A 12,729-nucleotide genomic window follows, 5' to 3' on the forward strand; every position below is an offset into this window, starting at 1 on the left:
CCAGATGGCCCCGGTCTGTGGCGAAACTGCTGTCCCAGCCGCTCCGACGGCTGGCATGCTGACCCTCGTGTTCATGGGGGCCGAGTGCACGACCTGCTGACGTCTCTGCAGGGCCTGCCGGCCCTGCTGATCTACCTGGTCGCCGCGCTGATCGTCGCGGCGGAAACCGCCGTGATCTTCGGGCTCCTGGTGCCGGGCGAGGCGACGCTGCTGCTGGTCGGCTTCCTAGCGTACGCGGGGACGTTACGGCTCGCCCCGGCGCTGCTGGTGATGGTGGGCGCCGCCGTGATAGGCGACACACTCGCGTTCCGCGCCGGCCGGCGGTACGGGTCGCGGCTGCGCGCCAGCCGACTCGGCGCCCGGGTCGGCCCGCACCGGTGGCGGCGGGCGGAGACGATGCTCGGCCGGCTCGGCGGGCGGGGGGTGTTCACCGCCCGCTGGGTGGCCTTCGCCCGCACCCTGGTGCCCCGGCTGGCCGGCGCGGCGGGCATGCCGTACCGGCGGTTCGCGCCGTGGAACGCGGCCGGGGTGGCCAGCTGGGTGGGCGGATCGGTGCTGGTCGGCTACCTGGCCGGCGAGTCGTACGAGACGGTCTCCCGGCTGCTCGGCCGGGCCACCGGCGCGGTGCTGGTGCTGCTGGCCGCGCTGGTCGCGGTGGTGCTGGGCGGGCGGTGGCTGGGTCGCAACCCGGACCCGGCCCGGGCGCTGCTGTCCCGGGCCGCCGGGCTGCCGCCGGTGCGCTGGCTCAGCGCCCGGTACGGCATCCTGTTCTTCCTGCTCGCCATGCGGATCGGGCCGGCCTGGACGCTGCTGATCAACCTGGCCGCCGGGCTGCTGCTGCTCTTCGCCGCCGGGCTGGCCATCGCCTGGCTGCTCGGCGCGGTGGTGCGGCACAGCGGGCTGGCCGTCGTCGACGGGGCGATCGCCGGCTGGATCGCCGACCGGCGTACCCCCGGGACGGTCGACGCCACCCTCGCGGTGGTCTCGGTGCTGCGCGGCTCGGTCCTGATCGTGGTGGTGGCGGTGCTGGCCGCGGTGCTGGCCTGGCGGCACCGGCCCTGGCAGGCCGACCTGCTCAGCGTGGTCGGCACGGCCGGCGCGTTCATGCCGCTGGTGGTGCTGGCCGTGGTGACCGATTTGACCGGTCCCGGCGGCGGCGCTGTCGTCTTCCCGACGCAGACCGCGGTGGTGACGGCGAGCCTGTGCACCCTCGCCTGGCTGGTGTCCCGGCACGCCCGCTGGCCGGTGGCGGTGGCCGCCTGGACGGCCGCCGCGGCCGGGGTGGTGGGCCTCGGCGGCGCCCGCCTCTACCTGGGGTTCAGCACCGCCAGCGGCACCGCCGGCTCGGTGCTGCTCGGGGTCGCCTGGACGACCGTGTTCATGGTGGCCTGGGCCACCCGGGACCGGGCGGTGGGCACCGCCGGGCAGCCGGTGGACGGAGCGGAGGAGATGTCGTCCGGGCCCCGCCGGCCGGTCCAGCCCTGCTAGTGGCGGCGCCCGGTGCGGCGACGCCGGCCCCACTCCCGGTGGAAGCGCACCCGGCTTCCGGGGGCGGCGACGCCCCCGGCCCGCTCCGGGCGGCGCGGCGGGCCGGGAGCGCGCGCCCGAGGCCGCCCTGGCTCACCGCCGGGCGGCGACCGGCTCGGGGTGCGGCGGGGCGGGCTCGGTCCGCTTGATCCGGCCCGGCCACCAGAACCGGTCGCCGAGCAGGAACGCCAGCGCCGGCACCAGCACCGTACGGACCAGCAGGGTGTCGAGCAGGACACCGATGCAGACGATGATCCCGATCTGGGTGAGCAGGATCAGCGGCAGCACGCCCAGCACGGCGAAGACCGCGGCGAGCAGCACCCCGGCGCTGGTGATCACCCCGCCGGTGACCCGCAGCGCGGAGCGCATGCCGGCGCGGGTGCCGGCGGCGCGGGCGTCCTCGCGGGCCCGGGTGACCAGGAAGATGTTGTAGTCCACCCCGAGCGCCACCAGGAACACGAAGGCCAGCAGCAGCACCTGACTGTCCAGCGCCGGGAACCCGAGCAGGTGGTCGAAGAGCAGCCACGCCGCGCCCAGGCTGGCGAAGAACGACGCGATGACGGTGAGCACCAGCAGCACCGGGGCGAGCAGGCCGCGCAGCAACAGCACGAGCACGGCGCCGACGAGCAGCAGGATGATCGGCAGGATCAGCCGCAGGTCCTTGCCGTTGGCGGCGTCGGAGTCGTAGGTGGCGGCGACCGTGCCGCCGACCACCGCCCCGGTGAAGGGGTCGGCGCCGTCGACGGCGGGCGGCGCGGAGCCGGGCACCGCGGCGACCGCGTCCCGCAGCGCCTCGATCGTCCGGTCGGAGCCGGCCGTGCCCGGCTCGGCGTCGAGCACCACGTCGACCTGGGCCACCTCGGCGCCCGCCTCGCCGGGGCGCGCGGACGCGACGCCCGGCACGGCCGCGGCGGCCTGGGTGACGGCGGGCACCGCCGCGGGTGCGGTGAGCACGGCGACCGGCTGGGTGGTGCCGGCGGGGAAGGCCCGGGCGAGGGTCTCGGCGCCGGTGACCGCCTCGGGCTTGACCCGGAACTGCTCGGTCTCCGACAGGCCGGTGCGGATGCCGAGCGCGCCGAGGGAGAGCGTGGCAAGCAGCAGCACGGCGAGCGCCGCGACCGGCGCGGGGCGGCGTTCGACGGCGGCGCCGAGGCGGCCCCACAGCCGGCCCTCCCGGACCGCGCCGCCGACCCGGGGCACGAACGGCCAGAACAGGCCGCGGCCGAAGATCACCAGCGCGGCGGGGAGGACGAACAGCGCCGAGGCCATGGCGAGGACGACGCCGGTGGCGCAGGCCACCGCGAGGGCCCGGTTGAGCTCCTGCTCGGACAGCAGGAGGGTGAGCACGCCGAGCACGACGGTGAAGCCGCTGGCGAGGATGGGCTCGGCGGTGCGGCGCAGGGCGGCGCGCATCGCCACGAACCGGTCCTCCTCGCGCCGCAGTTCCTCCCGGTAGCGGGCGATGAGCAGCAGCGCGTAGTCGGTGGCCGCACCGAAGACGAGGACGCTGGCGATGCCGGTGACGGCCCCGCCGGGCAGGTTGATGCCGACCGCCGGGACGATGGTGTCCAGGGCGCGCAGGGTGAGCTGCTCGGTGGCGGCGACCACGACGAGCGGCACGATCCACAGGAACGGGCTGCGGTAGGTGACCAGCAGCAGCAGCGCGACCACGGTGGCGGTGACGGCGAGCAGCGTGGTGTCCGCGCCGTCGAAGACCTTGGTCAGGTCGGTGGTGAAGGCGGGCCCGCCGGTCACCGCGACGGTGAGCGCTTCGGGCGCGTCGTCGAGGGCGGCGCGGAGCTGCTCGACCCGGTCGGCGACGTCCTGCTGCCCGCCGGCGGTCGACAGCGGTACGACGACCAGGGCGACCGTGCCGTCCGGGGAGACCTGCGGTGGGCTGACCCGACCGCCGGCGGCGAACCGGCCCAGCTCGCCGGCCTGGCCGCCGATCGTCGCGCGGTCGGCCTCGGTGAGCGGGCCGCCGTCGGCGCGGCTGGTGACCACGATCGCCGGCTGCACGTCGCGGGAGGGCAACTGGTCCTGGAGCCGTTCGACCTGGGTCGACTGCCACTGCACGGACAGCCCGGTGGCCGAGACGGGTTCGGGGTTGTCCGGCGTGGGCAGCCCGAAGACGGCCGCGCCGAAGACGAGCGCGGCGACCACGGTGAGCCACGCGGCCAGCCGGCCACGGGCGACGCGGGTGAACACGGACATGGCGGGCGCCTCCCGGTCTGCGGCCGGGCGGGGCGCGTCCGTGGACGGGCGGACCTATCTCCCGGCTGCCAAGTATCTCGAAGACCGAGATTATCGACCGCTGAGTTATGCTGCAACTCGACACCGACGGGTCGACAGGGAAGGCGGACGTGGCGACGCACGGCATGTACCGGCCGCGGGACACCCGGCGCGAGTGGCTGGTCGCGGAGATCACCGCCGAGCTGCGCCGGTACTCCAGCGACGCGCAGCACATCGGGCACGCCTTCGCGGCGCTGCACGGGCTGAACGCCACCGACCTGCAGGCGCTGATCGCGGTGATGGACGCCGAGCTGGTCGGCCAGCCGATCACTCCCGGGCGCCTCGGCGAGCAGCTCAACCTCTCCTCCGGCTCGGTCACCGCCCTGATCGACCGGCTGGAACGGGCCGGGCACATCCGCCGCGACCGGGACACCGCCGACCGGCGGAAGGTCTTCCTGCACTACGCCGACCGGGGCGCCGAGCTGGCGATGGACTTCTTCCGGCCGCTCGGGCGGCGTACCGACGAGGTGATGTCCGGGTTCACCGACGACGAACTGGCGGTGGTGCACCGGTTCATGTCGGCGATGAGCGCCTCCATGCGCGAACACCGGGACGCCGTCCGCTCGACCCGCCCCGCCCCGGCCCGCCGCCCGGGCTGACCGCGGTGCTGGACCGGCTGGCCACCCGGGTCGCCACCGCGGTGCTGCGGCTGCCCGCCGCGCGTACCCGGCGGGTCACCCTCACCCGCGACATCCCGGTACGGGTCCGCGACGGGGTGCTGCTGCGCACCGACCACTACGCCCCCGACCTGCCCGGCGCGCCGGCCGTGCTGATCCGCACCCCGTACGGGCGGAGCGGGCCGATGCGGCTGCTCGGCCGCCTCGCCGCCGAACGGGGCTTCCACGTGGTGATCCAGTCCTGCCGCGGCACGTACGGCTCGGGCGGGGTGTTCGAGCCGCTGGTGCACGAACGCGATGACGGACTGGACACCCTGGACTGGCTGCGCCGCCAGCGGTGGTGGACCGGGGCGTTCGGCATGTTCGGCGCCAGCTACCAGGGGTTCGTGCAGTGGGCGCTGGCCGCCGACGCGGGTGACGACCTGCGGGCGATGGTCGCCGTGGTGACCGCCTCGGCCACCCGCGACTCCACCTACGCCGGGGACTCGTTCGCGCTGGACACCGTGCTCACCTGGGCCGAGCTGCTGCAGGCGCAGACCGTGCCCTGGCTGGCCCGGCAGTGGGAACTCAAACGCGGGCAGCCCCGGCTGGCCGCCGCGCTGGCTCACCTGCCGCTGGCCGAGGCGGACCGGATCGCCACCGGGGTGCGGGTGCCGTTCTTCCAGGAGTGGCTACGCCACCACACCCCGGCCGCCGACTACTGGCGTACCCGGGTCTTCGACGACCGGATCGCCCAGGTGCGCGCGCCGGTGGCGATGGTCAGCGGCTGGCACGACATCTTCCTGCCGGCGCAGCTGCGCGACTTCGCGGCCCTGCGCGCGGCCGGCGCCGCGCCCCGGCTGACCGTCGGGCCGTGGACCCACGGCAGCCCGGGGCTGTTCGTGGCGGCCCTGCGCGACGGGCTGGACTGGCTCGACGAGCACCTCGCCGGCCGCCCGGTGGCCCGGACCTCGCCGGTGCGGGTGCACGTCGGCGGGGCCGGCGGCGGCTGGCGGGACCTGCCGGACTGGCCGCCGCCGGCCACCCCCGTCCGGTGGCACCTGCACCCGGCCGGCGCGCTGGCCACCGAGCCGGCGGCGCCGTCCGCCCCGGACGGGTTCTGGTACGACCCGGCCGACCCCACCCCCTCGCTCGGCGGCCCGCTGCTGGTCGCCCAGCGCGCCGGACCGGTCGACAACCGCCCGGTGGAGGCCCGGCCCGACGTGCTCACCTGGACCAGCGCGCCGCTCGCCGACCCGGTCGAGGTGGCCGGCCCGGTGCACGCCGAGGTGCACGTGCACAGCGAGCTGTCCTATCTCGACGTCTTCGTGCGACTGTGCGACGTGGACCGGCGCGGCCGGTCCTGGAACGTCTGCGACGGACTGGTCCGGGTCGAGCCGGGCCGCTATCCGACCGACCCCGCCGGTGTCGTACGGGTGCCGGTGGAGCTGTGGCCCACCGCGCACCGGTTCGCGCCCGGGCACCGGTTGCGCGTGCAGGTCTCCGGTGGCGCCCACCCCCGGTACGCGCGCAACCCCGGCACCGGTGAGCCGCTCGGCACCGCCATCACGCTGCGTGCGGGTCGTCGGGAGATCCTGCACGATCCCGAGCACCCGTCGGCGATCGTCCTGCCCGTGCTGAGTTCTGTTCCGCCGCTCCGTCCACGCTGAACAGACCCCATCTGAACTGGGCGTTTGTCCATCGACCGAGTTATGGTTGGGCAACGCCCGGCGTTGTGCACCAGTTGGCCGGGCGCGCGCGTGCAGCCCCCTCGCCGCGTACGCGGCGTCACTGTCGTGTCCGGCCCCCGACCCGACGAGGGGGACCAATGACGCGCGCACCCACCAACCTGTTGACCGTGCGCAACCTGCTGCTCGCCCATCTCAACGTCGATCCCGACCGGGTGCGGAGCCAGGACCTCGAACCGGCCGAGGTCGGCATCGTCGGCGACGCCTCGCACCGCGGCGGCTACCACTGCGGCTCCGACCGGGTGGTCGCCGGCGACTACTCGGTGGTGGAGTCGCCCCGGGACCGCAACGGGCTGACCCTGGACGCCGCGGCGCTCGACGTGGGGCAGTTCGAGGTCCGCTCCGGCGGACGCACCCACGACCTGCGCAGCTTCTCCGTCTGGTGCGTCGGCCAGTGCGCCGCCAACGCGCCGGACACCCGGGACATCCGCGAGATCATCTACTCCCCGGACGGCAGGGTCGTCCGGCGGTGGGACCGGCTCAACCGGCGCAGCACCGGCGACAACTCCCACCTGTGGCACACCCACTTCAGCTTCTTCCGCGACGCGATCAAGGCGGGCCGGGACCAGACCCCGCTGTTCCGCCGCTACCTGACGACCATCGGCCTCATCGAGGGAGACGACATGACCCCGCAAGAGCATGCCTGGCTGGAGACCATCCACCGCAACCTGACCGTCCTGGACGGCCGCAACCCGGTCGGGCAGGTCTACACCCGGATGGCGATGGGGGAGGACCACCTCAACACCAGCTACGTGGTGCCGCACCCGAGCCTGCAGAGCCTCGGCGCACAGCTCAGCGCGGTGCAGACGGCGCTGAGCCAACTCGCCGGCAAGGACGTCACCGACGAACCGGCGATCATCGCGGGCGTGCTGGCCGGGCTGACCCCGGAGAAGATCGCCGCGGCGATCCCACCCACGCTGGCCCGCCAGGTGGCCGAGGAACTGGCCCGTCGGCTCGCCTCCTGAGCCGGCCACAGCGGGCCGCGGTGCGCGCTGGACGGGCGGTGCGGCCCGGGTCGCGGGTGCCGGCACGGGTTGCCGGCGCGGCGCGGGTCGCGCCGGTGCTGCCCGGCGAACCGGATACCGCAGCGTCATCACGATGACTCTGCGGTATCACCGTCCTTGCCGCGTGGTTCCCGCCGCCCGGGCCCGAGACTTCCGCCGTCGCGACCGGCCCCCGCAAGAGCAGTTGCGCAATAGCTCTTGCGAAATCGCTCTTGCGAATGGCAGGCTGGCGGCATGCCGGACCCCGACGTACGCCAGGTGACCGACTCGCGCGTCCTGGCCGCGCTCGCCCACCCGCTGCGCCGACGCCTGATGGACGTGCTGAAGGTGCACGGGCCGTCGACGGTCGGCGCGCTCGCCGAGCGCACCGAACAGGCCCCGGCCAACGTCAGCCACCACCTCAAGGTGCTCGCCGCCGCCGACCTGGTCGCCGAGGCGCCGGAACTGGCCCGCGACCGCCGCGAGCGGTGGTGGCGCCTGGTCAGCCGGTCAGTGGCGTGGTCGAGCGCCGACTTCGACGCCGACCCGGCGACCCGGGCGGTGGCCGACGCCGCCACCTCGCTCAACCTCGACCGGCACGTCGCGCTGGCCCGGGCCTGGCACGCCGCCGGCGACGACGCGCACGAGGCCTGGGGTGACGGACCGTTCTCCACCGACCGCTGGCTGCACCTCACCCCGGCGGAGCTCGCCGAGCTGAGCCGCGAGCTGAACGACCTGCTGGCCCGCTGGGCCGAGCGGAAGGCGCTCGACGACGGCCACCGCCGCGAACCGGTCTTCCTGTTCGCCCACGGCTTCCCGGCCCGGCCGTGAGCCCGGCGACGGCCACCCGGCCCGCCGGGCAGGACGCCGACAGCCGCCCGGCCGGGGAGCTGCGCGGGCACCGCGACTTCCGGCTGCTCTGGGCCGCCCAGACGGTCAGCAGCCTCGGCAGCAACGTCACCGCGGTGGCGCTGCCCCTGGTCGCGGTGACCGTGCTCGACGCCAGCACCTTCGCGGTCGCGGTGCTCACCGCCGCGGCCTGGCTGCCCTGGCTGCTGATCGGCCTGCCGGTGGGCGCCTGGGTGGACCGGCTGCGCCGACGGCCCGTGATGATCGCCTGCGACGTGGCCTCGGCGCTGCTGTTCCTCAGCGTGCCGCTGGCCGCCGTGCTGGAGGTGCTCACCGTCGGGCAGCTGCTGGTGGTGGCTCTCGGCGGTGGGGTGTCCCGGGTCTTCTTCGAGACCGCCGACCAGGTCTACCTGCCGGTCCTGCTGCGCCCGGAGCAGCTGCCGGCCGGCAACGCCCGGATCCAGGCCACACACACCGCCAGCTACGTGCTGGGCCCGGGGATCGCCGGCCTGGTGGCGCAGCTCGCCGGCGCGGTCACCGCGCTGCTGCTGGACGCGCTGAGCTTCCTGGTCTCCGCGGTCTGCCTGCTGCGCATCCGGCGGGTCGAGCCGCGGCCGGAGCCGGCCGGGCGTACGTCGTCGTTGCGCCGGGAGATCGCCGCCGGGATCCGGTTCGTCGCCGGCGACCCGTATCTGCGGGTGCTGACGCTGTTCGGCGCGGCCAGCAACATCGGACTGGTCGGCTACCAGGCCGTCCTGGTGGTGTTCCTGATCCGCGAGGTGGGGGTGGCGCCCGGCCCGGTCGGCGTGCTGGTCGCGGTGATGAGCCTCGGCGGCATCGTCGGCGCGGTGCTGGCCACCGGGCTCGGGCGCCGCCTCGGCACGGCCCGGACGATGCTGGTCGCGGCGGCGTTCACCGGGCCGCCGGCGCTGTTGATCCCCCTCGCCGGGCCGGGGGCCGGGTTGGTCTGGCCGGCGCTCGGCGGGGTGCTGGTCAGCCTCGGCGTGGCGGTGGGCAACGTGCTCAAGAGCAGCTTCCGGCAGGCGTACCCGCCGCACCACCTGCTCGGCCGGGTGACGGTCACCATGCAGCTGCTCAACTACGGGACGATCCCGCTCGCCGCGGTGGCGGCCGGCGCGCTCGGCGCCGCCTTCGGCACCCGCGCCGCGCTCGGGGTGATGACCGGCTGGCTGGCGCTCACCCCGCTGATCCTGCTGGTCGGGCCGCTGCGCCGGCGGCGGGACCTGCCCACCGCGCCCGGAAGATCCTGACGCGCTGCGGCGGCGGCCGGTCCCCGGCCGCCGCCACCGGCATCGGTCACATCGGGCGGACGTTGTCCGCCTGTGGACCCTTCTGCCCCTGGGTCACCTCGAACTCGACCTTCTGGCCCTCGCTCAGCTCCCGGTAACCGCTCGTCGCGATGGCCGAGTAGTGGACGAACACGTCCGGACCCCCGCCGTCCTGCTCGATGAAGCCGAAGCCCTTTTCCGAGTTGAACCACTTAACCGTGCCGGTTGCCATGCATCTCTCCTGTTCGAAGCGGCCGACCGCCGGCCGTCGGCCGATGATCGCCCTGTACCTTTCCGACAGTAACCGGCCAAACGCCGATCTGCCGGGCGAAGTGCCGCAGGCGATGCGAGCAGTTCCGCGGGCCGGCATCGCGAAAGCCGCGCGGCGGCCGGCCCGCTACGGCATGCTTGCGCCGGTGACCGAAGTCGCGAACGCCGCCCTCACCGACCTGGAGCGGGAGATCCTCGCCCCCGGCGGTGGGCTGGACCGGCTCCGGCTGGTGCGTACGCCGTTCGTGCCCGAGGTGCGGCTGCACCTGGCCGAGGACGCCATCGTCTGGTGGGCCCGGATGGAGGCGCACGCCGGACGCCACCTCCCACCGCCGTACTGGGCGTCGGTCTGGGCCGGTGGCCAGGCCCTCGCCCGCTACCTGCTCGACCACCCCGAACTGGCCGCCGGCCGCCGGGTGCTCGACCTGGCCGCCGGCTCCGGACTGGTGGCCATCGCCGCCGCGCTCGCCGGCGCCCGGCGGGTGGTCGCCAACGACATCGACCCGTACGCGGTCGCGGCGGTCACCGTCAACGCCCGGGCCAACCGGGTCACCGTCGCGGCCACCGGAGGCGACCTGCTCGACACCGACGGCGCCGGGGTGGACCTGCTGGTGGCCGGGGACGTGTTCTACGACGCGCCGCTGGCCGCGCGGATGCGGGCCTTCCTGCACCGGGTCGCCGCCACCGGCGCCGACGTGCTGGTCGGCGACCCCGGCCGGGGTCACCTGCCGGCGGGGCTGACGGTGGTCGCCGACTATCCGGTGCCGACCACCGAGCCCAGCGTCGACTCGCCGGTGCGCCGGGTGCAGGTGCTGCGCCCCCGCTGACGCCCGGGCCGCGACTCAGGGACCACCCGGAGGGGGATTCAGGGGCGCGTGGGGGAGCAAACCCGATGTCCACGGTGGTCCGTGGGCCATAGCGTACGGGGCATGGCGGATTGGTTGACCCAGGTCGGAGAGCTTCCCACCACCCTGCTCATGGGGGTGCTCGGGGTGGTCATGCTCTTCGACGCCGTACCGCTGCTCGGGGTGCTGGTCCCGGGCGACGTGGCGATCCTCGCCGCGGTCGGGGTGGGGCGGCCGGCGACCGGCCTGGCCACGTTCGCCGCCGTGGTGGTCGGTTGCCTCGCCGGCTGGTCGCTGAGCTTCCTGGCCGGCCGCCGGTGGGGCGACCGGCTACGGCACAGCCGGGTCGGCGGCTGGATCGGCGAGTCGCGCTGGGCGGCCGCGGAGCGGATCCTGCGCCGCGGGGGCGGCCGGATGGTGCTGGTCGCCCCGTTCCTGCCGGTGTTCAACGCGCTGCTGCCACTGGCCGCCGGCGGGCTGCGGATGTCGTACCGACGCTTCCTCGGCTGCGCGACCCTCGGCGCCGCGGCCTGGGCCGGCCTCTACCTGGTGCTCGGCACCGCCTCCCGGTCACTCGCGGGGCTGCTGCCCGGGCCGGCCAGCCCGATGCTGGTGACCATGGCGGTCGGGCTGCTGCTGGCCACGTTGGTGCTGCTGGGTACGCGGCGGCGGCTGCGGTCGCTGACTGCGTGACGGGTGGTTCTCGGATGACCGTGGTTGCGGTGGGGGGAGGGGGCCTGCCGTGCCCGGCTCCGGGCGGTCAGGCTTGATCCCTGCGCCGGGCACGGCAGGCCCCCTCCCCGGCGTGGGCCGGGTTCGTCCGGGGTGTGGCGGGTGGTCGCCGCCGCCGGGATGGGGGTGATCTTTTGAGCTGGTTGGTTGGTTGGGTGGTTGGGTGGGTGGGTGGCTGTTCCGGGTGGGTGGGGTTACCAGCCGCGGGTTCGCCACTGGGGGAGGGCGGGGCGTTCGGTGCCGAGGGTGCTGTCCTTGCCGTGGCCGGGGTAGAACCAGGTCTCGTCGGGCAGCCGGTCGAAGAGCTTGTGCTCGACGTCGTCGATCAGCGCGGCGAACCGCTGCGGGTCCTTGTTGGTGTTGCCCACCCCGCCCGGGAAGAGGCTGTCGCCGGTCCACAGGTGCGGGGTGCCGGCCGGGTCGCGGTAGAGCAGCGCGATCGAGCCCGGGGTGTGCCCGCGCAGGTGGATGACCTCCAGCGGGCAGTCGCCGACCCGCACCGTGTCGCCGTCGGCGAGCGGCTCCGACTCGATCGGCAGCCCGGCCGCGTCGTCGGCGTGCGCCAGGGCGCGGGCGCCGGTCTTGGCGACCACCTCCTCCAGCGCCACCCAGTGGTCCATGTGCTGGTGGGTGGTGACCACGGTGGCCAGGCCGGCGTCGCCGACCAGTTCCAGCAGGCGCGGGGCCTCGTTCGCGGCGTCGATCAGCAGCTGCTCGCCGGTCGACCGGCAGCGCAGCAGGTAGGCGTTGTTGTCCATCGGGCCCACCGACACCTTGGTGATGGTGAGCTGGTCGAGCTCGCGTACGGCCGGCGCGCCGCCGGGTGAGACGTCTCCGCGGTAGGTCATGACGGTGTCTATATCCATTCCGGTGGCTCGGGGAGCGGACCGTCCGGGGTGACGGTCAGCACGTCGCCGCGGCTGCGTCCGATCAGCCAGGCGGCGAGTTCGGGGGCGGCGCCGGTGACCACGGGCGCGCCCGCCCGGTCGCCGATCACCAGTTCGTGCCGGCTGCCGTCGAACCGCAGCACCATCGGCGGCGCGTCGCCGCGCTCGACCAGGTCGGTCGCCACCTCGTGCAGCAGCCGGTGGCCGAACGCCTCGGGCCAGTCGGCCGGGCGGTGCCCGGCGGCCAGGTCGACGTGGTGCACCTCCAGCTCCCGCAGCCGGCCCCAGACCAGCAGGGCCGCGACCCTGGGCCCGCGCGGCGTGTCGACCGTCGCCGTCCACGCCTCGGCGGGCATCGCTGCCACCGCCTCGGCGAACCGGTCCGCCGAGCGGCGCAGGTCGTCCAGGTGGGCGTCCGGCGGGCGGCCGGCGCCGGCCTCGATGTCCGCCGCCCGGGCCGCCGCCGAGGCGTACATCGGCACCTGCTCACCGGTACGGGCCGCGGTCAGCAGGTTGACGAAGCCGTCGGCGTTGCGGGCCAGGTGCGTCAGCACGTGCCCGCGGGTCCAGCCGGGCAGCAGCGACGCGGCGGCGATGTCCGTATGGTCGAAGGTGGCCGCGGTGCGCAGCAGGCGCGCCGTGGCGTCGTCCACCTCACCGGTCAGCAGGAGCGGATCCGTGGTCACGTCCCGACCCTAACGGTCGCCCGCC

General features: G+C 75.1%; 12 protein-coding genes. 8 read left to right on the forward strand and 4 right to left on the reverse strand.

The annotated features are described in order from the left end of the window. Positions 1-84: 84 nt before the first annotated feature. Positions 85-1,488 (forward strand): DedA family protein, encoded by a 1,404-nt coding sequence (locus GA0070609_RS05980; RefSeq protein WP_088992875.1) that lies wholly within the window; start codon positions 85-87, stop codon positions 1,486-1,488. Between the two features lie 132 nt (positions 1,489-1,620). Here the strand turns inward: GA0070609_RS05980 and GA0070609_RS05985 are convergent, their stop codons facing one another. After that, complete coding sequence (locus tag GA0070609_RS05985) at positions 1,621-3,741, reverse strand: MMPL family transporter (protein WP_088992876.1); 2,121 nt, start codon at positions 3,739-3,741, stop codon at positions 1,621-1,623. A gap of 164 nt (positions 3,742-3,905) precedes the next feature. Here GA0070609_RS05985 and GA0070609_RS05990 point away from each other — a divergent pair, with 164 nt between their 5' ends. From GA0070609_RS05990 to GA0070609_RS06010, 5 genes are all read left to right on the forward strand, one after another. Beyond that, positions 3,906-4,418 (forward strand): MarR family winged helix-turn-helix transcriptional regulator, encoded by a 513-nt coding sequence (locus tag GA0070609_RS05990; RefSeq protein WP_088997523.1) that lies wholly within the window; start codon positions 3,906-3,908, stop codon positions 4,416-4,418. A gap of 5 nt (positions 4,419-4,423) precedes the next feature. Beyond that, the gene (locus GA0070609_RS05995) at positions 4,424-6,085 is read left to right on the forward strand and encodes a CocE/NonD family hydrolase (RefSeq protein ID WP_088992877.1); all 1,662 of its coding nucleotides are present in this window, start codon (positions 4,424-4,426) and stop codon (positions 6,083-6,085) included. Between the two features lie 158 nt (positions 6,086-6,243). Then, a complete protein-coding gene (locus tag GA0070609_RS06000) occupies positions 6,244-7,128 on the forward strand; it encodes a hypothetical protein (protein ID WP_088992878.1) in 885 nt (294 codons plus the stop codon). 273 nt (positions 7,129-7,401) lie between these two features. After that, positions 7,402-7,977, forward strand: a complete 576-nt coding sequence (locus GA0070609_RS06005; protein ID WP_088992879.1) for an ArsR/SmtB family transcription factor — start codon at positions 7,402-7,404, stop codon at positions 7,975-7,977. Next, positions 7,974-9,266 carry an MFS transporter gene (locus GA0070609_RS06010; RefSeq protein ID WP_231928547.1) on the forward strand — a complete coding sequence of 431 codons (1,293 nt, stop codon included), beginning with the start codon at positions 7,974-7,976 and terminating at the stop codon, positions 9,264-9,266. Before GA0070609_RS06005 ends, GA0070609_RS06010 begins: the two co-directional genes overlap by 4 nt. A gap of 46 nt (positions 9,267-9,312) precedes the next feature. Here GA0070609_RS06010 and GA0070609_RS06015 read toward each other — a convergent pair whose 3' ends face one another. Beyond that, positions 9,313-9,516: a cold-shock protein gene (locus GA0070609_RS06015; protein WP_088992880.1), complete on the reverse strand. Its 204-nt coding sequence runs from the start codon at positions 9,514-9,516 to the stop codon at positions 9,313-9,315. A gap of 172 nt (positions 9,517-9,688) precedes the next feature. On the opposite strand from GA0070609_RS06015, the gene GA0070609_RS06020 reads away from it, so the two are divergent. Both GA0070609_RS06020 and GA0070609_RS06025 read left to right on the forward strand, forming a co-directional pair. Beyond that, entirely contained in the window at positions 9,689-10,381 is a 693-nt protein-coding gene (locus GA0070609_RS06020) for a class I SAM-dependent methyltransferase (RefSeq protein WP_088997525.1), read from the forward strand. 102 nt (positions 10,382-10,483) lie between these two features. Beyond that, positions 10,484-11,092, forward strand: coding sequence for a DedA family protein (locus GA0070609_RS06025; RefSeq protein WP_088992881.1), 609 nt, complete (start codon positions 10,484-10,486; stop codon positions 11,090-11,092). Between the two features lie 233 nt (positions 11,093-11,325). Here the strand turns inward: GA0070609_RS06025 and GA0070609_RS06030 are convergent, their stop codons facing one another. Both GA0070609_RS06030 and GA0070609_RS06035 read right to left on the reverse strand, forming a co-directional pair. Next, positions 11,326-11,979 carry an MBL fold metallo-hydrolase gene (locus GA0070609_RS06030; protein ID WP_088992882.1) on the reverse strand — a complete coding sequence of 218 codons (654 nt, stop codon included), beginning with the start codon at positions 11,977-11,979 and terminating at the stop codon, positions 11,326-11,328. 8 nt (positions 11,980-11,987) lie between these two features. Continuing rightward, on the reverse strand, positions 11,988-12,704 hold the full coding sequence (locus GA0070609_RS06035) for a maleylpyruvate isomerase family mycothiol-dependent enzyme (RefSeq protein WP_088992883.1): 717 nt from the start codon (positions 12,702-12,704) through the stop codon (positions 11,988-11,990). Positions 12,705-12,729: the final 25 nt, after the last annotated feature.

The sequence above is a fragment of the Micromonospora echinaurantiaca genome, assembly GCF_900090235.1.
Classification (GTDB): domain Bacteria; phylum Actinomycetota; class Actinomycetes; order Mycobacteriales; family Micromonosporaceae; genus Micromonospora; species Micromonospora echinaurantiaca.

Bases quoted from the DNA above. Each gene is read 5' to 3' on its own strand.
- GA0070609_RS06030 (WP_088992882.1), bottom strand. From the start codon at position 11,979: ATGACCTACCGCGGAGACGTCTCACCCGGCGGCGCGCCGGCCGTACGC.
- GA0070609_RS06025 (WP_088992881.1), top strand. From the start codon at position 10,484: ATGGCGGATTGGTTGACCCAGGTCGGAGAGCTTCCCACCACCCTGCTC.
- GA0070609_RS06000 (WP_088992878.1), top strand. From the start codon at position 6,244: ATGACGCGCGCACCCACCAACCTGTTGACCGTGCGCAACCTGCTGCTC.
- GA0070609_RS06020 (WP_088997525.1), top strand. From the start codon at position 9,689: ATGCTTGCGCCGGTGACCGAAGTCGCGAACGCCGCCCTCACCGACCTG.
- GA0070609_RS06005 (WP_088992879.1), top strand. From the start codon at position 7,402: ATGCCGGACCCCGACGTACGCCAGGTGACCGACTCGCGCGTCCTGGCC.
- GA0070609_RS06015 (WP_088992880.1), bottom strand. From the start codon at position 9,516: ATGGCAACCGGCACGGTTAAGTGGTTCAACTCGGAAAAGGGCTTCGGC.
- GA0070609_RS05990 (WP_088997523.1), top strand. From the start codon at position 3,906: ATGTACCGGCCGCGGGACACCCGGCGCGAGTGGCTGGTCGCGGAGATC.
- GA0070609_RS05985 (WP_088992876.1), bottom strand. From the start codon at position 3,741: ATGTCCGTGTTCACCCGCGTCGCCCGTGGCCGGCTGGCCGCGTGGCTC.